The following is a 16904-nucleotide window of genomic DNA, read 5'->3' on the forward strand; positions in this document are numbered from 1 at the left end:
AGCGCTGGCTGGACTCCACTCGCCGATTTCAGCCAGGACCGGGCGTTCCGCGCCGCGCCGCGCGTAGGCTCGGGGCATGGCGTTCGACTGGTCGCACTTCTACGAGAAGCAGGGCGGACGCGGCGTCCGGCCGACGTACGAGTCGGCTCTCGCGGCATGGGACGGGCCGGCGGGGACCGCCGTGGACCTCGGCTGCGGCGACGGGGTCGAGACGCGCGACCTCGCGGAGCGCGGCTGGCAGGTGCTCGCCGTGGACTCCGACCCTGCGGTGGACGAGCGGGTGCGCTCCGGGCTGGATCCCGCTGCGTCCGGCCGTGTCACCACGCGCTGCGCCGCCTTCGAGGCGCTCGGCGAGCTGCCGCGTGCGGAGTTCGTCTACGCCGGGTTCGCGCTGCCGTTCTGCGACCCGGCTCGGTTCCCCTATCTCTGGGCCGACATCCGTGACGCGATCGAGCCCGGCGGCCTGTTCGCGGGGGAGCTGTTCGGGCCGCATGACGAGTGGTTCGGGCGGCCGGGGATGAACTTCCACGACCGCGCAGGGGTGGAGGCCATGCTCACCGGGCTGGAGGTGCTCCGGCTGGTCGAGGACGACCGGCGCGGGATGTCGTTCGAGGGGCCCAAGCACTGGCACGTGTTCCACATCGTGGCGCGGGCGTGAGCGCCGGGGTGCGGACGGAATTCCTCCACAGCCGCTGACTTCCCGCGACTTCTCCACTGATTTCGTCCGGGACGACTCCGCACGTCCGCGCCCACCCAGGATGGACACATCGCATCCGTCTACAGAAAGAGACCTGCATAATGCCGCGACTGCTGCTAAACTGCATGCATGCCCATTTCAATCACGATCCGTTCTGTTCCGGACGAGGTGCGCGACGAGCTCGCGGCGCGTGCGGCGCGTTCGGGCCGATCACTCCAGGAGTACCTCGTGCATGAACTCACCCGTATCGCCGGCAAGCGCACGGTCGACGACGTGCTCGACAGCATCCGTCGCCGCGCGGAGCACTTCCCGCCGCTCGACCGGGAGGCCGTGGCCGACATGATCGCCGGGAGCCGCGAGTGAGCGCGGTGGCGGCTGCCGTGCGCCGCACGGCGGCTCACGCCGGGCATCCCTCGGCGTCGTCGCGCGGCCCGCTCCCGGACGACTTCGGTGTGCCCGAGACGGTGATCGTCGACACCTGCGCCGTCATCGATCTCCTCGTCGACCCCGGTGAAAACGGTCGGGCCGTGGCCGAGCGTCTGCGCGGCCGCGACCTGGCTGCCCCCGATCTGATGTTCGCCGAGGCGGCCAACGTCCTGCGCAAGCTGCGGCGGCGGGGCGACCTGAGCGACGCCGAGGCATCGATGGCCTACGCCGAGCTCTTGGAGCTCCCCATCGAGCCCTGGCCGTTCGAGACGGTCGAGCAGCGCGTGTGGGATCTGCGGGGCAGCCTCGGCGGGTTCGACGCGACGTTCGTCGCGCTGTCCGAACTGCTCACCGCGCCGCTCGTGACGACCGACAAGCGGCTTACGCGGGCGATGGAGTCGCTGCCCGCGGTGAAGAGGCGGGGGCTGGAGGTGGTCGAGAAATAGGTCAGCGCAGCGTCAGGTCAGTGCCGCGTCAGCTCAGCGCAATGTGAGTTCAGCGCACTGTGAGTTCAGCGCACTGTGGGGTCAGCGCAGTGTCTTGCGGGCGGTGATCTGGCCGGTGTCGAAGCCGAGCAGGTGGAGTCCGCCGTGGAAGCGGGCGTGCTCGATCTTGATGCAGCGATCCATCACGACAGTGAGGCCGAGGGACTCGCCGTACTCGGCGGCCTCCTGGTTCCAGATGCCGAGCTGCACCCACACGGTCGGCGCGCCGACGGCCACGGCCTCGTCGATCACGCTCGGGATGTCGCTCGCTCGGCGGAACACGTCCACGATGTCAGGCACCTCGGGAAGGGAGGCGAGATCCGGGTAGGCCTTCTGGCCGAGGATGGTGTCGGCGTTCGGGTTGACGAAGGACACGCGGAAGTCGCTCGACTGCTGCAGGTACGTTCCGACGAAGTAGCTGGACCGCGCCGGGTTCGCCGACGCGCCGACGATCGCGACCGACTTCGCGGCGCGCAGGATGCGGAGACGCTCCCTGGCGTCCGGGCCGGTCCAGGTGCGCTGCGACTTCAGGAGCTTGGCCAGCGGCGAGTCGGCCGGGAGAGAGCAGCTCAGGCCGTTGACGAGCTGGACCTGCGTCGTCGTGGTGGTCGCGTTCGCCGTCGTCATGCTGCCGCCTCCTTCACCGCTGCGCTGAGCGCCTGGTCCAGATCGTAGATGATGTCGTCGACGTCCTCGATGCCGACGCTGATGCGTACGACGCCGGGGAGCACGCCGGCGTCGAGGAGCTGCTGCTCGGTGAGTTGCGCGTGCGTCGTGGAGGCGGGGTGGATGACGAGCGTCTTCGCGTCGCCGATGTTCGCCAGGTGGCTGGCGAGGTTCAGAGACTCGATCAGACGCTGACCGACCTCCCGTCCGCCTTTCACGACGAACGAGAACACGCTGCCAGGGCCCTTCGGAAGGTACTTCTGCGCGCGTCGGTGGTGCGGGTGCTCGGGCAGCCCGGCCCAGAAGACCTTCTCGATCCGGGGGTCCTCGTCCAGCCACTCGGCCACCGAGCGGGCGTTGTCGACGTGCGCCTGGATCCGATAGGGCAGCGTCTCGACGCCCTGCGCCAGCAGGAACGCCGAGTGCGGCGCGAGCGAGGGGCCGATGTCGCGGAGCTGCTTGGCGCGAAGACGGGTGAGGAAGGCGTACTCGCCGAAGTTGCCCGACCATTGCAACCCGCCGTACGACGGCACCGGCTGGCCGAACAGCGGGAACTTCTCGGTGTGCCAGTCGAAACGACCACTCTCCACGACGACGCCGCCGAGAGTCGTGCCGTGGCCACCGAGGAACTTGGTCGCCGAGTGGATGACGATGTCGGCGCCCCACTCGATCGGGCGGTTCAGGTAGGGCGTCGCGATGGTCGAGTCGATGATCAGGGGGACCCCGGCGGCGTGGGCGACCTCGGCCAGACCCTCGATGTCGGCGATCTCGCCGGAGGGGTTGGCGATCGTCTCCGCGAACACGAGCTTGGTGCGGTCGGTGATCGCCGCCGCGTAGTCTGCCGGGTCGGAGCTCTGCACGAAGGTCGTGTCCACACCGAAGCGGCGCAGGGTCACATCGAGCTGCGTGATCGAGCCGCCGTAGAGATTCGCGGACGCCACGATGTGGTCGCCGGCACCGGCCAGCGACGCGAAGGTGATGTACTGCGCGCTCAGCCCGCTGGCGGTCGCCACAGCGCCGATGCCGCCCTCGAGGCTCGCGACGCGCTCCTCGAACGCGGCGACCGTGGGGTTCTCCAGCCGCGAGTAGATGTTGCCGTACTTCTGCAGGGCGAAGCGTGCGGCGGCGTCCGCGGTGTCGTCGAACACGAACGCGCTGGTCTGGTAGATCGGCAGTGCGCGGGCCCCGGTCACGGGGTCGGGGATGTTGCCCGCGTGAATCGCACGCGTCCGGAAGCCATATTCGCGATCAGCCATGCGGCCACGCTACCCGAGGCCGCGAGGGCCCGTCGGGCGGGGTCCGTAACACGCGGTCATCCGTCGCCGGCTGTGCACGGAGCGTGCCCAGCCTCGCTCGCTAGGCTGGATTCCGATCGCCTGACCGCGATCCCGGACGACGGTTCAGTACCCGGCGCGCGACAAGACTGGCCAAGGAGTCGTCATCGTGTCGTGGATCGTCCTCATCCTCTCCGGCGTGCTCGAAGCCGTCTGGGCGACGGCCCTCGGGAAGTCGGCCGGGCTCACGCGCCTCTGGCCGACCGTCGTGTTCGTCGCCGGCCTCCTCGCGTCGATGGGCGGCCTCGCGTATGCGATGCGCGAGATCTCCACCGGCACGGCCTACGCGGTCTGGGTCGGCATCGGCGCGGCGCTCACCGTGCTCTACGCGATGGTGTTCGGCGGCGACGGCTTCTCGATCGTGAAGCTCCTGCTCATCCTCGGTCTGGTCGGCTGCGTCATCGGCCTGAAGCTCGCGCACTAGCCGTCAGCCGGCCGACACCCACACCGCGCCGAGCGCGAGCGCGGCGATCAGCGCCCAGGAGAGCAGTCCGGTGGCGAGCGCTCGCCAGCCCGTTCCGACGAGCGTGCGCAGCCGGACGGCCGTCCCGAGGCCGAAGAGGGCCATCGCGAGGAGGATCGTCTGCAGTGTGTCCGCGCCGTCGGTCACGACGCTCGGCAGCGGCACGAAGGAGCGGATCAGCACAGCGACGATGAAGCCTGCGACGAAGAGCGGGACGATCGGCGGCCGCTTGACGCTGGGGTCGCCCTCCACGCGGCGGCGGCGCTCGACGATCGCCGCGATCGCGACCGTCGGGGCGAGCATGAGGACGCGGGTGAGCTTGACGACGATCGCCACGGTCAGCGCGGCCGGGCCCGCGATCTGCGCGGTCGCGACCACCTGGCCGACGTCGTGGACGCCGCCGCCGACCCAGTGGCCGAACTGCACGGGCGAGAGGCCCAGCGGATGCCAGAAGAGCGGCAGCACGAAGATCGCGAGCGTCCCGCAGAGCGTGACCAGCGCGACCGGGGTGGCGGCCTCCTCGTCCTTCGGCTTGACCACGCCGCTCATCGCGCCGATCGCGGACGCGCCGCAGATCGAGAAGCCGGTCGCGATCAGCAGCGGCTGGTGGCCGGGGAGGCGGAAGAGCCGGCCGATCAGGAAGGTGCCGGCGAAGCTGAACACCACGATCCCGACGGTCGTCAGGATGGCCACCCAGCCGAGCCCGGCGATGTCACCGAGGCTGAGCTTGAGGCCGAGCAGCACGACGCCGATCCGCATCAGCCGCTTCGCGCTCACCGTGAGACCGGGGGCCAGCACCCCGGCGAGGGCGCCGCGCGCGGCGGGAATCTGACCGACGACGATCCCCAGCACGACCGCCGCCGTGAGCAACGGCACCGCCGGCGCCAGCCAGTGGATGCCCCAGGCCGCGGCAGCGGCGAGGGCCGCGACGGCCACGCCGGACAGCCAGGCGAGGGAGGATCGGGCGGGTGACGGGGTGGGCGCAGTGGCGGGTGAGGTCACCGTCCCATTCTTGCGTCAACGCACACCCGCTCCCGACACCGGTCGGCCGCCGCGTCGCCCTTACGCCGTGCCTGCTCCGGTGCGCGGTCAGAGCACCGACTTCAGCCGCGTCCCGTCGGGCACGCCGAGCCCCGTGCACGCATCCCATCCCGACTGCGCCGTGTAGGCCCCGTTGTTCCCGGAGGTGATGTCCCGGAACCCGGCGGCGACCTGCCCGGCCCGGATGGAGTCGTACAGTTTCGGCTGCACCAGCCCGAAGCGGGACCCGGCGGACTGAGCCAGCCGTGCGATCAGCGCGGCCCACAGCGGCGCTACGGCGCTCGTGCCGCCGATCACCATGTCCTTCCCGTCCACCCGCACCTGGTAGCCGGTCTGCGGGTCGGCGACCGCCGACACATCGGGGACGCCGCGGCCGCCGGGGCCGTTGGCGGCACCGCCCGCGTCAGTCCCGCCGGGGCCGGACGGCACTCCGACGTTCTTCTGCCAGGTCGGCAACGCGAAGACGTCGCTGACGCCGCCGCCGGTCGCGCCGTTGCCGGCGCCGTTGTTCCAGACGGTCTCGGACTGGACGGCTCCGGTCGACGTGTCGGCCTCCAGGCGGGTGCCGCCGCAGGCGAGGGCGTGCGGGGAGGACGCCGGGAAGTCGACGTGCGCCTTGCCGTCGCCGACGCGGTCGGTGCTGCCGTCGTCGCCGGCCGCCACGGTCGTGGTCACGCCGAGAGCTGCGGCGTCCTGGATGGCCTGGTCGAAGGCGTTGCGCGCCTGCGCCGTCCACTGGTCCTCGGACTGCCCCCAGCTGACGCTGATCACGGCCGGGGTCGGGGTCGCGTGCGCGGCGGTGCTGATGGCGTCCAGGAAGCCGGCGTCGGTGTTGGGCGCGAAGTACACCAGCAGCTTCGCGCCGGGGGCGAGAGCGCCGGCCACCTCGATGTCGAGCATGACCTCGCCGTCGGCGCCGTTCGGGTCCTGGCCGGGCACGTTGGCGGCGCCGTCCACGCCGACGGCGGTCACCGACGGCGAGGGGATGCCGAGGCCGGCGAAGTAGGTGTCGAGGTCGGCCTGCACGTAGCCGCCGCCCAGCTCGATGATGGCGATGGTCTGGCCACTGCCGTCGGTGCCCGCGGGGAAGTCGTAGACCGTGCCGAGCTGGGGCGGCGTGTAGCTGGTGCTCACCGCGGCGGCCGGCGTGATGTGGAACTGGGCGCGCGCCTGGGGCCGGTCGTCGAGGCCGAGCACCGCGGTCACGACGCCGTCGAGCTCCGCCGGGATGCTCAGGCCGCCGGTGCGCTGGCGGAAGCTCGGGGCGTCCTCCGCAGCATCGGCCGGGCGGGCCTCCGCGAGGTCGGTGCCGAACACGCGCGCCAGGACCGAGACCGGACCCGACACGCGCACGCGGCGCTCGGCGGCGTTCTCCTCATCGATGGTCACGCCGAGGCGTTTGAGGGTCGACGTCACGAGTCGGAGGTCCTCGGGCGACGCGCCGTAGCGGTCGCCGAGCTCCTGCGGGGTCAGGTGCGACGTGAAGGCGTCGGCGGGGAGCGGCGCCCGGCGGCGCAGGATCAGCGTCGCCTCGACGGGTGTGTCGGGTGGGAGGGCTCCGTGCGCCTGGAAGCCGGCGCGTTCGGGCCGGTCGCTTCCGGGAAGGGGGACGAGGTTCAGCGGCTCTTCGGCATCCATACTCACCGGTCTACCACCCGGGGCCGACAGCGGGAGGGGCCGATTCCGGATCGGCGGACGAACGGCCTCAGACCCAGCTCGGCAGCCACATGTGGATCTGCCAGAACCAGAACGGCACCTGCTGCGCCGTCCAGATCGGCCAGAAGAAGGCCGAGACCACTGTCGCGAGCCCGAGGAACACCGTCGTCCAGGCGATCCCGCGTTGCCGCCGCCGCTCCGGGTCCGTGCGTTTGCCGAGCACGAGCGCGATGACCGCCGCGAGCGCGAGGATCAGGTACGGCTCGAACGCGATCGCGTAGAACTGGAAGATCGTGCGGTTGATGTAGAGCAGCCACGGCAGGTATCCCGCGGCGAGGCCGGTGAGGATGAGCCCGGCCTGCCACTCGCGGTAGCGGGCGAGCCGGTAGACCAGGTAGAACACCGCAGCGGCGGCCGCCCACCAGATGATCGGGTTGCCGAGCGACGTGATCGCCGCCGAGCAGCCTCCCGGCGCGGTGCAGCCGCCCTGGCCGTACGCGTTTCCGGTGTAGTACATGCTCGTCGGCCGGATCATGAACAGCCAGGTCAGCGGGTTGGACTGGTACGGGTGCGGCACGTGCAGGTTGATGCTGTAGTTGTACATCTCCGACTGGTAGTGCCAGAGGTTCTGGAACCACAGCGGCACCCAGGAGAGACCGCCCGTCCACTGCATGTGCAGCGACTGCGCCCAGTTGCGGTAGTAGCCGCCGCGGGTCACCAGCCAGCCGGTCCAGGTGGCGAGGTAGGAGAGGAGGGCGATCGGGACCATCAGCACGAAGGTCGCGGGCGCCTGCTTGAGCAGGCCGCCGCTGATGTGGAAGGCCACGCCCTCCCGGCGCCGGGCGACGATGTCCACCACGACGGTGTAGACGGCGAAGAACGCGAGGAAGTAGAACCCGCTCCACTTCACGCCCGCGCAGAGCCCGGTCAGGATGCCTGCGGCGATCAGCCACGGACGCCACCAGAGCACCGGCCCCCAGGAGGGGTCCCGGCCCGCTCTGCGCGCGATGAGGAGCTTCGCGGCGAGCCGGTCCGCATGCCAACGCCGGTCGAGCAGGACGCAGCCGAACGCGAGCAGCGCGAAGAACATGACGATGTTGTCGAGCAGGGCCACGCGGCTCATCACGATCGCGTGCCCGTCGATGGCGAACAGGAAGCCCGCGATCGTGGCGATGATCGTGGAGGAGAACAGGGCGCGGGCGAGGAGGAAAACGATGAGCACGGCCAGGATGCCGACGACCGCGGTCGACACCCTCCAGCCGAACGAGTTGCCGGCGCCGGTCGCGGCCATCCCGAGTGCGATGATCCACTTGCCGAGCGGTGGATGCGCGACGAACGAGGGGGAGGACTCGAAGATATTCGTGTCGCCCGCGTTGAACGACTGGTCGGCCTTGTCGGGCCAGCTCCCCTCGTAGCCGAGGTGGAAGAGGCTCCAGGCGTCCTTGACGTAGAAGGTCTCGTCGAAGACGAGCACGTGCGGGGTGCCGAGGTCCCACAGCCGCAGGATCGCGGCGAGCAGCGTGACCGCGATCGGCGCGCCCCAGTACCAGAGCTTCAGCCGCAGCGGCGTGCACAGCACGCGCGCCCACCAGTCGTCCAGCCGACTGCCGGCGCGGGCGGGCGCGGCGTGCGCGGCCTGGCGGCCGTCGGCTGCTGCGACGTCGGCCGAGGCGGTGTCGCCCGCGAGGGGTGAGGGGAGGTCACCAGGACATCCTGACAGACTGGACCTATGATCATCCTCGCCGCGACGCCGATCGGAAATCTGGGCGATGCCTCCGCCCGCCTGGTCGAGCTGCTGGCCTCGGCGACCGTCGTCGCCGCGGAGGACACCCGTGTCACGCAGCGCCTCCTCGCCGGCCTCGGCGTGGAGAACCGCCCGCGGCTGATCGCCCTGCACGAGCACAACGAGCGCGACCGTGCCGCGGAGCTGGTGGAGCTGGCTCGCGACCAGGACGTGGTGGTCCTCTCCGACGCCGGGATGCCCACGGTCTCCGACCCGGGGTTCCCGCTCGTGGAGGCCGCCGCGGCCGCCGGCGTGGGCGTCACGGTGGTGCCCGGACCGAGCGCGGTGCTGTCGGCGCTCGCCGTGTCCGGCCTCCCGACCGACCGGTTCACGTTCGAGGGCTTCCTGCCGCGCAAGCACGGCGAGCGCACCTCGGCCGCGCGGGCGCTCGCGGCCGAGCAGCGCACGATGGTGTTCTTCGAGTCGCCCAACCGGCTCGCGGCCTCCCTCGCCGACCTGGCGACGGTATTCGGGGCGGAGCGCCGCGCGGTCGTGTGCCGGGAGCTGACGAAGCTGCACGAGGAGACCCGTCGCGGGACACTGCAGGAGCTGGCCGTGTGGGCGGCGGACGGGGTGCGCGGCGAGATCGTCGTGGTGATCGCCGGAGCGCCGGCGCGGGAGGCCGACCCGGCCACCGCGCTGCAGCAGGTCCTCGCGCTCGTCGGCGACGGCGCACGGCTGAAGGAGGCGGCGGCGGAGGTCGCGGAGGCGACCGGGCTCTCGCGGCGCGAGCTGTACCAGGCGGCGCTGGAGGCGCGGCGAGGTTAGTGCGGCAAGGGTCAGTGCGTGGGCTCCGAATGGGTGGAGCGCCTCCGCACCCCCGGTAACACGCCCGCCCGCCCCCTCCCGCGCCCGTAGGATAGTCACCATGTCCGACGGCTCCGCGTTCTATATCACCACGCCGATCTTCTACGTCAACGACGTCCCGCACATCGGGCACGCCTACACGGAGGTCGCTGCGGATGTGCTCGCGCGCTGGCACCGCCAGGCCGGCGACGACACCTGGCTGCTCACCGGGACCGACGAGCACGGCCAGAAGATCCTGCGCACCGCGACCGCCAACGGCACCACCCCGAAGGAGTGGGCCGACCGGCTGGTGACGAACGAGTGGCTGCCGCTGCTGAAGACCGTCGACATCGCCAACGACGACTTCATCCGCACCACGGATGCGCGGCACGAGGAGAACGTCCAGAAGTTCCTGCAGAAGCTGTACGACGACGGCTTCATCTACGCCGGCGAGTACGAGGCGCTCTACTGCGTCGGCTGCGAGGAGTTCAAGCCGCAGAGCGAGATCGTCGACGGCACGGGGGAGTACGAGGGCCAGAAGGTGTGCGCCATCCACTCGAAGCCGCTGGAGCTGCTGCAGGAGAAGAACTACTTCTTCCGGATGAGCGACTTCGCCGACCGGCTGCTGGGGCTCTACGAGGAGCGCCCGGACTTCGTGCAGCCGGAGTCGGCACGCAACGAGGTCGTGTCGTTCGTGCGCCAAGGGCTCAGCGACCTCTCCATCTCGCGGTCGAGCTTCGACTGGGGCATCAAGGTGCCGTGGGACGAGTCGCACGTCGTGTACGTGTGGTTCGACGCGCTGCTCAACTACGTGACAGCGGTCGGCTACGGGCAGGACGAGGAGAACTTCGAGCGCCGCTGGCCGGCGACGCACCTGGTCGGCAAGGACATCCTGCGCTTCCACGCCGTCATCTGGCCCGCCATGCTGATGGCCGCCGGGCTCGAGGTGCCGCACCGGGTCTTCGGGCACGGCTGGCTGCTGGTCGGCGGCGAGAAGATGTCCAAGTCCAAGCTGACCGGCATCGCGCCGACGCAGATCACCGACACGTTCGGCTCCGACGCGTTCCGCTACTACTTCCTGCGCGCGATCAACTTCGGGCAGGACGGCTCGTTCAGCTGGGAGGACCTCGCCGCGCGTTACCAGGCCGAACTGGCCAACGGTTTCGGCAACCTGGCGTCGCGCGTGATCGCGATGGTCACCCGCTACTTCGAGGGCGTCGTGCCGCCGGCATCCGTGTACGAGGAGGCCGACCTCCACGTGCAGCAGGTCGTCGCGACGGCCGCAGCCGACGCCGACGCCGCGATGAGCCGGTTCGCGATCCACGACGCGCTCGCCGCGGTGTGGACCATCGTGGACGAGTTGAACGGCTATATCACCATCCAGGAGCCGTGGTCGCTGGCGAAGGACGACGCCAAGCGCGAGCGCCTCCAGACCGTGCTCTACACCGCGGCAGAGGGACTGCGCGCGCTCGCCGTGCTGCTGTCGCCGGTCGTCCCGAAGGCGACGGCGAAGCTGTGGACGGCGCTCGGCGTGACCGCGGAGCTCGGCCCGCTGGACGCGCAGCCGCTGCGGAAGGCCGGCGACTGGGGCCGCCTGCCCGCCGGCACCGAGGTGAACGGGCTCGAGGCGCTGTTCCCGCGCATCGAGGCGGACGTGGTGCAGGGGCATGACCGACCCCGCGTTCATCCGGCAGCGACACGTCACCGACGGTCGCGACCTCGCGTACCCGCCGCTGCCGGAGGCGCTCGTCGTCCCGGTCTACGACAACCACACCCACCTCGAGATCGCCGACGGTCACGAGCCGCTCGACTACCGCGAGCAGCTCGACCGTGCCTCCAGCGTGGGCGTGCGCGGGGTCGTCCAGGTCGGCAACGATGTGGAGACCTCCCGCTGGTCGGCGGAGATGGCCGCGATCGAGCCGCGCATGCTGGCCGCCGTCGCCCTGCACCCCAACGACGCTCCGGAGTACGCCGAGCGCGGCGAGCTGGAGGATGCCCTCGCGGTCATCGCCGAGCTGGCCGGGCGCCCGCGGGTGCGGGCCGTCGGGGAGACCGGGCTGGACTTCTTCCGCACCGAGGCCGGGCCGCGCCGCGACGCGCAGTTCGCCTCCTTCGAGGCGCACATCGAGATCGCGAAGCAGACCGGCATCGCCCTGCAGATCCACGACCGGGACGCGCACGCCGCTGTCGTCGCGACGCTCAAGCGCGTGGGCGCACCCGAACGGACCGTCTTCCACTGCTTCTCCGGCGACGTGGAGCTGGCCGAGGTCTGCGCCGACAACGGCTGGTACATGTCGTTCGCCGGCAACGTCACCTTCAAGAACGCGCCGAACCTGCGGGCCGCGCTCGTGGCCGCGCCGCGCCACCTGATCATGCTGGAGACCGACGCGCCGTTCCTCACGCCCGCGCCGTTCCGCGGCCGCCCGAACGCGCCGTACCTCATCCCGCACACGCTGCGGGCGATGGCCGACTACCTGGGCACCGACGCCTCCACTCTCGCGGCACAGATCAACTCCAACACCGAGCTCGTCTACGGCCGCTGGGACAGCGAGCCCGTCGGGCCGCCGCCGTCGGGCCCGATCGGGACCATCGCGTGAGCGAGCTGCGCCTGCTCGGGCCGGCCGAGATCCGCGACCTCGCGGAGCTGCTGGACGTGACCCCCACCAAGAAGCTCGGCCAGAACTTCGTGATCGACGGGAACACGGTGCGCCGCATCGTCCGCGTCGCGGAGGTCGAGGCGGGTGACATCGTGGTCGAAGTCGGCCCCGGCCTCGGCTCGCTCACGCTCGGCCTCCTGGAGGCGGACGCGCGCGTCGTCGCGGTGGAGATCGACCGCCGGCTCGCGGCGCAGCTTCCGGTCACGGTCGAGCAGCTCGCGCCCTCCGTGGCCGAGCGGTTGACCGTCGTCCACCAGGACGCGCTCACCGTGCGGGAGCTCCCCGAGCAGCCCGTGCGGCTGGTGGCGAACCTGCCGTACAACGTCTCGGTGCCCGTGCTGCTGCACTTCCTGGAGACCTTCCCGTCCCTCCGCTCCGGCGTGGTGATGGTGCAGGCGGAGGTCGGCCACCGCATCGCGGCCGGCCCCGGCTCCAAGGTCTACGGCGCACCGAGTGTGAAGGCCGCCTGGTACGGCGACTGGCGCACGGCGGGCAACGTCAGCAGGCAGGTCTTCTGGCCGGTGCCCAACGTGGACTCGGTGCTCGTCGCGTTCGATCGGCGGACCGAGCCGCGGGGCGACGAGGACCTCCGCCGCCGCACATTCGCGCTGGTCGATGCGGCCTTCCAGCAGCGCAGGAAGACCCTCCGGCAGTCGCTCTCCGTCGTCTTCGGCGACCCCACCTCCGCCGCGACCGCGCTGGAGGCCGCCGGCATCAGCCCGTCCGAGCGGGGCGAGCAGCTCCAGCTCGACGACTTCGTGAGACTCGCCGCCTCCGCCTGATCCGCGTGATCCTCGCAGCGGCCCCGCGGTGTGTAGGTTTGAGGCATGGTCGAGGCTGGTACGGGGTGGGACGTGGATGCCGTGCATGTGCGGGCGCCGGGCAAGATCAACGTGTTCATGCGCGTCGGCGCCGTCCGCGACGACGGCTACCACGACGTCGCGACCGCCTACCAGGCCGTCTCGCTCTACGAGGACGTCCGCGCGTACCGCGACGACGAGTTCTCGGTGAGCTTCTCGGGCAGTGTCGACACGAGCGGCCTCGCCACCGACGGCACGAACCTGGCCATCAAGGCCGCCAAGCTGCTGGCTAAGAAGACCGGCCACACCGGCGGCGTCCGGCTGGAGATCGAGAAGCACGTCCCGATCGCGGGCGGCATGGGCGGCGGCTCGGCCGACGCCGCGGCCACCCTGGTCGCCTGCGACGCGCTCTGGGGCACCGAGCTCGGCCGCGAGGAGCTGCTCGCGCTGGCCGCCCGCCTCGGCGCGGACGTCCCCTTCGCCCTGATCGGCGGCACGGCCATCGGCACCGGCCGCGGCGACCGGCTCAGCCCGGCGCTCGCCACCGGGCAGTTCCAGTGGGTGCTCGCGCTGCCGGAGGGCGAGCTCAGCACCCCGGCCGTCTACAGCGAACTCGACCGGCACCGGCAGCGGCATATCGGCGAGATCGCGCCGGCCGAGCGCAGCCCGAGCGTCGACGCGGAGATCCTGCAGGCCCTGCGCGCGGGCGACCCGGCGATGCTGGCCGAGGCGCTCACGAACGACCTCCAGGCGCCGGCCATCCACCTGGCCCCGAGCATCGCGGAGGTGCTGGAGCTCGGCGAGCTGAACGGCGCGCTCGCGGGGATCGTGTCGGGCTCGGGCCCGACCGTGGCATTCCTGGTCGCGGACCTCGACAACGCGCTCGACCTGCAGATCGCGCTGAGCGCCTCCCGGATCCACGCTGTGCGGGCGACCGGGCCGGTGCACGGCGCACGCGTCGTCGGCGACTGAGTCGCCGCGAGCGGCCTGACCGCCGAGTACCCCCGGGAGCCGGGCCATGTCGGGCCACATCCCGGCGCTCCAGGTGTACTCGGCGCTGGTGAGGCGCGCAGACGCGCGTTCGGACGGGCGCCTGAGCCCGAGGACGCCCGATCCGCATCGCACGTCGGGTTGAGACGATCCGTTTGACTGAGTCGTTTCCGTGCGGGTGCGGGTCGGGCATCCCGGGTGAGAACTACGTTACCGAGCGGGCCTGTGTCCTCATAGTGGGGGACCGCAAAACCGTCAACTCTTGACGGGTCGATCGCTCCTGACGGGCCGTCGACGGGGGAGGGCGAGCGCGCGCAGCTCGCGGCGGGAGCGCATCCCGAGCTTCGCGAGGATGTTGCGCACGTGGAAGTTGACGGTCGTGACGGAGACGTACAGCCGCTCCGCGATCTCCTTGTTCGTCATGCCCGCAGCCAGGGCGTGAGCCACCTGGCGCTCACGCGTCGTGAGCGACGCGAGCGGGTCGGCGCCGGCAGCCACCTCGCGCTCGCCGTCGGCCGCGCCGCTCTCGACCGAGCGGACCGCGTCGAGGTGTTGCGCGGCCCTGGCGAGGTAGCTGCTGGCGCCGAGGCGGCGGAAGGTCGTGGCGGCGGCTTCGAGGAGGGTCTCGGCGTCGGCGCGGTCGTCGGCGCCGTCCGCCGCCAACAGCCGGCCGGCGTCCAGCGCCGCGACCGCCTCGGGGAAGGCGAAGCGGGCCTCCTGCGCCGCCTCCCGGTACGCGGCCACCGCCTCCACGGTCCGGCCCTCGGCCTCCAGCACGCGGCCCTCCAGCCAGCGGCGTGAGCCGTAGTACGGCCGCCAGAGCCCGGGCGCGAGGCAGCGCTCGTAGGCGGCGCGCGCCTCGTCCGCTCGGCCGAGCGTCGCCAGCGCGTCGACGCGGTAGGTGAGCCAGCCGAGAGTGGAGGCGCGCGTCGCCGCGGCCTCGGCGTCGAGAGTAGCCCGAAGCTGCTCCTCGGGCCGGCCGAGCGCGCGGGCGAGCTCGGCCCGGGCCAGGAACGGCAGGTCCCCGTCGTAGGATCCGGTGAACCGCGGGTCGGCGCGCGCGGCCGAGCGCAGGCGTTCGCCCACCGAGTCGGCCTCGCCGCGTCCGGCGCGCACCAGGGCGGAGGTCCAGAGGGCGATCGGCCAGCCGGACAGGTCGGTCTCGTCCAGGGCGAGCGCCACGGCCGTGTCGGCCAGCGTGACCGACTCCTCCCACTCGCCGACGAGGAAGAGGATGTGCGCGTAGATGGTGCGGACGAAGCCGGCGGTCCAGCTCGACGGGAACCGGCGGACGAGCTCATTCGCGCGTGCCAGGTCCGCGCGGGCGCGGTCGACGTCGCCGCCGAGGATGAACACCCGGGAGCGCGCGACGAGCGCGTCGACGGCGGCGGGCGACTCGTGGCGCGCCAGCAGCTCGTCCAGTTCGGAGGTGAGCGGCGCGAACAGGTCGGGACGGCGTGAGTGCGCGGCCGAGTTGAGCGCCCAGCCGAGCAGCCGGACCAGGTGCTCGTCGGGCTCCGCCAGCCAGCGCAGCGCCGGGTCGGCGACCTCCTCCGGGGGCGGGCACTGCGCGATGTGTGCGCGGGCGGTCTCGAGATGGTCGAGGACGCCGGCGAAGTCGCCCATCGCCATCAGGACCTTCGGGATCGCCTCGGCGACGTGCGTGCGGATCGCACGCTCGTCCGAGGTGGTCGCCGGCGCGGCCTCCAGCTTCAGCGCCAGCTCCAGGGCGCCGGGCACGTCGCGGGAGAGGGTGCGCAGCTCCAGCAGCACCGCGTCGCGCGCGGGCGACGGCGTCAGCGCTTCGATCGCGGGGCGCAGCTCCAGGATCTGCTCGTGCAGCCGGAACCGCATCGCGAGCAGTCCCAGCTCGATCAGCGCGCGCTCCAGCTCACCCTCGGTGGCCAGGTGCGTCGCCGAGCGGGCATAACTCATCGCCTGCTCGGCATGGCCCTGGTCGGCGGCCGCCAGCGCGGCGGTCAGCAGCTCGTCGACCAGCAGCGGGTCGGCGGTGTCGGCGGCCTCCACCCGGTGGCGGAGGGCGCGGTGGCCATCCAGCACCTCGGCGGCGACCCGGTGGATGGCGACCCGGCGCTCCACGCTCAGCCCGGCGGCGAGCGCGTCGGCGAGCAACGCGTGAGCCGGCTCCACCCACAGCACGCCGTCGCGGGCGCGGCCGAGGACGAGTCCGCGCGTGACCGCGCCGGGGAGGTCGAGCGCGGCGCCGAGCCGGGCGGCGATGCTGCCGACGACGGGCGCGGGCAGCGGGTCGCGCAGCACCGCGACGAACTCGGCGGCGGTGCGCACGGATGGGTCGGCGCCCTCCAGCGCGGCCGAGATGGCGGTGGCGAGCGGCATGATCGCGGTGCCAGGGAGGTCCCAGCCGGCCGGATGCAGCGCCTGCTCGAACGTGTCGCGGAGCTGCCCGAGCAGCACGCTCAGCAGCAGCGGGGAGCCCTGCGTCGCCTCGGTGAGGCGGGTCGCCGTGCGGCGCGAGATCGCGTGTCCGAGGAGGTGCTCGGCGAGCTCCTGGGTGTCGGAGACGGCGAGCGGGGTCAGGTCGATGCGGGCGTGGTTGACGGAGGTCGCCGCGAGGTCGTCGAACAGGGCGGTCACGCTGTTCGGCTGCGGGCGGGAGGCCGCAGTGAACAGGAAGCCGCGCTCGGACAGCCGCCGCACCACGAACCGGAGCGCCCGCGCGGAGGGTTCGTCCACCCACTGCGCGTCGTCCACGATGAGGCACACCGGCCCGGCGAGGCCGTCGATCGCGTCGAGGAGCAGCCTCCCGACCGTGAGGGCGTCGTCCTCGGGCGCGGGCGGTCGGATGGCTGAGCTGCCGCCGCGCTCGCCGCGCAGCGCGGTGAGCCCCCGCACCAGGGTTTCGACGGTCGCGTATGCGAGGTCCGACTCGAACGAGTCGGCGCTCACCCGCAGCACGGTCCAGCCGTCCAGCCGCTCGGCGATGTCGGCCAGCAGGGAGGTCTTGCCCAGCCCCGCCTCGCCGGTGACGAGCACGGCGCCGCCGCGGTCGACCGCACGATGGGCGACGAGGAGGATGGTCTCGCGGGCCCGGTCGCGTCCGAAGAGTGGGCGTACGATCGCCAGCTCGTCGGTCACGGT

The 16904-nt window shown here is 71.9% G+C and carries 14 protein-coding genes, 1 pseudogene and 1 riboswitch; of the genes and pseudogenes, 9 read left to right on the plus strand and 6 right to left on the minus strand.

Features of this window, described 5'->3' with window-relative positions:
• Nucleotides 1–76: 76 nt before the first annotated feature.
• The 3 genes from ACRAWC_RS19235 (at nucleotide 77) to ACRAWC_RS19245 (ending at nucleotide 1569) form a co-directional block, all read left to right on the plus strand.
• Nucleotides 77–658, plus strand: coding sequence for a class I SAM-dependent methyltransferase (locus ACRAWC_RS19235; protein WP_431349164.1), 582 nt, complete (start codon nucleotides 77–79; stop codon nucleotides 656–658).
• A 168-nt stretch (nucleotides 659–826) separates the two neighbouring features.
• Nucleotides 827–1060 carry a FitA-like ribbon-helix-helix domain-containing protein gene (locus ACRAWC_RS19240; protein WP_431349165.1) on the plus strand — a complete coding sequence of 78 codons (234 nt, stop codon included), beginning with the start codon at nucleotides 827–829 and terminating at the stop codon, nucleotides 1058–1060.
• Between the two features lie 89 nt (nucleotides 1061–1149).
• Nucleotides 1150–1569 carry a type II toxin-antitoxin system VapC family toxin gene (locus ACRAWC_RS19245; protein WP_431349166.1) on the plus strand — a complete coding sequence of 140 codons (420 nt, stop codon included), beginning with the start codon at nucleotides 1150–1152 and terminating at the stop codon, nucleotides 1567–1569.
• An 81-nt stretch (nucleotides 1570–1650) separates the two neighbouring features.
• On the opposite strand, the gene ACRAWC_RS19250 is transcribed toward ACRAWC_RS19245, so the two are convergent.
• Both ACRAWC_RS19250 and ACRAWC_RS19255 read right to left on the minus strand, forming a co-directional pair.
• Nucleotides 1651–2235 carry a CoA-binding protein gene (locus tag ACRAWC_RS19250; protein ID WP_431349167.1) on the minus strand — a complete coding sequence of 195 codons (585 nt, stop codon included), beginning with the start codon at nucleotides 2233–2235 and terminating at the stop codon, nucleotides 1651–1653.
• Nucleotides 2232–3530, minus strand: coding sequence for an O-acetylhomoserine aminocarboxypropyltransferase/cysteine synthase family protein (locus ACRAWC_RS19255; RefSeq protein WP_431349168.1), 1299 nt, complete (start codon nucleotides 3528–3530; stop codon nucleotides 2232–2234). Before ACRAWC_RS19255 ends, ACRAWC_RS19250 begins: the two co-directional genes overlap by 4 nt.
• A gap of 111 nt (nucleotides 3531–3641) precedes the next feature.
• Nucleotides 3642–3706, plus strand: a riboswitch (guanidine-III (ykkC-III) riboswitch).
• A gap of 11 nt (nucleotides 3707–3717) precedes the next feature.
• Between ACRAWC_RS19255 and ACRAWC_RS19260 the strand changes: the two genes are divergently transcribed.
• Nucleotides 3718–4032, plus strand: a complete 315-nt coding sequence (locus ACRAWC_RS19260; RefSeq protein WP_431349169.1) for a DMT family transporter — start codon at nucleotides 3718–3720, stop codon at nucleotides 4030–4032.
• 3 nt (nucleotides 4033–4035) lie between these two features.
• Here the strand turns inward: ACRAWC_RS19260 and ACRAWC_RS19265 are convergent, their stop codons facing one another.
• The 3 genes from ACRAWC_RS19265 to ACRAWC_RS19275 form a co-directional block, all read right to left on the minus strand.
• Entirely contained in the window at nucleotides 4036–5073 is a 1038-nt protein-coding gene (locus ACRAWC_RS19265) for a YeiH family protein (RefSeq protein ID WP_431349170.1), read from the minus strand.
• 87 nt (nucleotides 5074–5160) lie between these two features.
• Nucleotides 5161–6750, minus strand: coding sequence for a S53 family peptidase (locus ACRAWC_RS19270; protein ID WP_431349171.1), 1590 nt, complete (start codon nucleotides 6748–6750; stop codon nucleotides 5161–5163).
• A gap of 67 nt (nucleotides 6751–6817) precedes the next feature.
• Nucleotides 6818–8347 carry a dolichyl-phosphate-mannose--protein mannosyltransferase gene (locus tag ACRAWC_RS19275; protein ID WP_431349172.1) on the minus strand — a complete coding sequence of 510 codons (1530 nt, stop codon included), beginning with the start codon at nucleotides 8345–8347 and terminating at the stop codon, nucleotides 6818–6820.
• A 150-nt stretch (nucleotides 8348–8497) separates the two neighbouring features.
• Here ACRAWC_RS19275 and rsmI point away from each other — a divergent pair, with 150 nt between their 5' ends.
• From rsmI to ACRAWC_RS19300, 5 genes and pseudogenes are all read left to right on the plus strand, one after another.
• Nucleotides 8498–9319, plus strand: a complete 822-nt coding sequence (gene rsmI, locus ACRAWC_RS19280; protein WP_431349173.1) for a 16S rRNA (cytidine(1402)-2'-O)-methyltransferase — start codon at nucleotides 8498–8500, stop codon at nucleotides 9317–9319.
• Between the two features lie 100 nt (nucleotides 9320–9419).
• Nucleotides 9420–10991 (plus strand): annotated as a pseudogene (gene metG, locus ACRAWC_RS19285) (methionine--tRNA ligase); the annotation flags it as partial.
• 13 nt (nucleotides 10992–11004) lie between these two features.
• On the plus strand, nucleotides 11005–11934 hold the full coding sequence (locus ACRAWC_RS19290) for a TatD family hydrolase (protein WP_431349485.1): 930 nt from the start codon (nucleotides 11005–11007) through the stop codon (nucleotides 11932–11934).
• A gap of 56 nt (nucleotides 11935–11990) precedes the next feature.
• On the plus strand, nucleotides 11991–12776 hold the full coding sequence (gene rsmA / locus ACRAWC_RS19295) for a 16S rRNA (adenine(1518)-N(6)/adenine(1519)-N(6))-dimethyltransferase RsmA (RefSeq protein WP_431349486.1): 786 nt from the start codon (nucleotides 11991–11993) through the stop codon (nucleotides 12774–12776).
• Nucleotides 12777–12821: 45 nt separating this feature from the next.
• Nucleotides 12822–13766 carry a 4-(cytidine 5'-diphospho)-2-C-methyl-D-erythritol kinase gene (locus ACRAWC_RS19300; protein WP_431349174.1) on the plus strand — a complete coding sequence of 315 codons (945 nt, stop codon included), beginning with the start codon at nucleotides 12822–12824 and terminating at the stop codon, nucleotides 13764–13766.
• 273 nt (nucleotides 13767–14039) lie between these two features.
• Here ACRAWC_RS19300 and ACRAWC_RS19305 read toward each other — a convergent pair whose 3' ends face one another.
• Nucleotides 14040–16901: a LuxR C-terminal-related transcriptional regulator gene (locus ACRAWC_RS19305; protein ID WP_431349175.1), complete on the minus strand. Its 2862-nt coding sequence runs from the start codon at nucleotides 16899–16901 to the stop codon at nucleotides 14040–14042.
• Between the last annotated feature and the right edge of the window lie 3 nt (nucleotides 16902–16904).

It is taken from the genome of Leifsonia sp. L25 (assembly GCF_050632895.1).

Bases quoted from the DNA above. Each gene is read 5' to 3' on its own strand.
- ACRAWC_RS19250 (WP_431349167.1), bottom strand. From the start codon at position 2,235: ATGACGACGGCGAACGCGACCACCACGACGACGCAGGTCCAGCTCGTC.
- ACRAWC_RS19270 (WP_431349171.1), bottom strand. From the start codon at position 6,750: ATGGATGCCGAAGAGCCGCTGAACCTCGTCCCCCTTCCCGGAAGCGAC.
- ACRAWC_RS19235 (WP_431349164.1), top strand. From the start codon at position 77: ATGGCGTTCGACTGGTCGCACTTCTACGAGAAGCAGGGCGGACGCGGC.
- rsmI (WP_431349173.1), top strand. From the start codon at position 8,498: ATGATCATCCTCGCCGCGACGCCGATCGGAAATCTGGGCGATGCCTCC.
- ACRAWC_RS19300 (WP_431349174.1), top strand. From the start codon at position 12,822: ATGGTCGAGGCTGGTACGGGGTGGGACGTGGATGCCGTGCATGTGCGG.
- ACRAWC_RS19240 (WP_431349165.1), top strand. From the start codon at position 827: ATGCCCATTTCAATCACGATCCGTTCTGTTCCGGACGAGGTGCGCGAC.
- ACRAWC_RS19255 (WP_431349168.1), bottom strand. From the start codon at position 3,530: ATGGCTGATCGCGAATATGGCTTCCGGACGCGTGCGATTCACGCGGGC.
- ACRAWC_RS19290 (WP_431349485.1), top strand. From the start codon at position 11,005: ATGACCGACCCCGCGTTCATCCGGCAGCGACACGTCACCGACGGTCGC.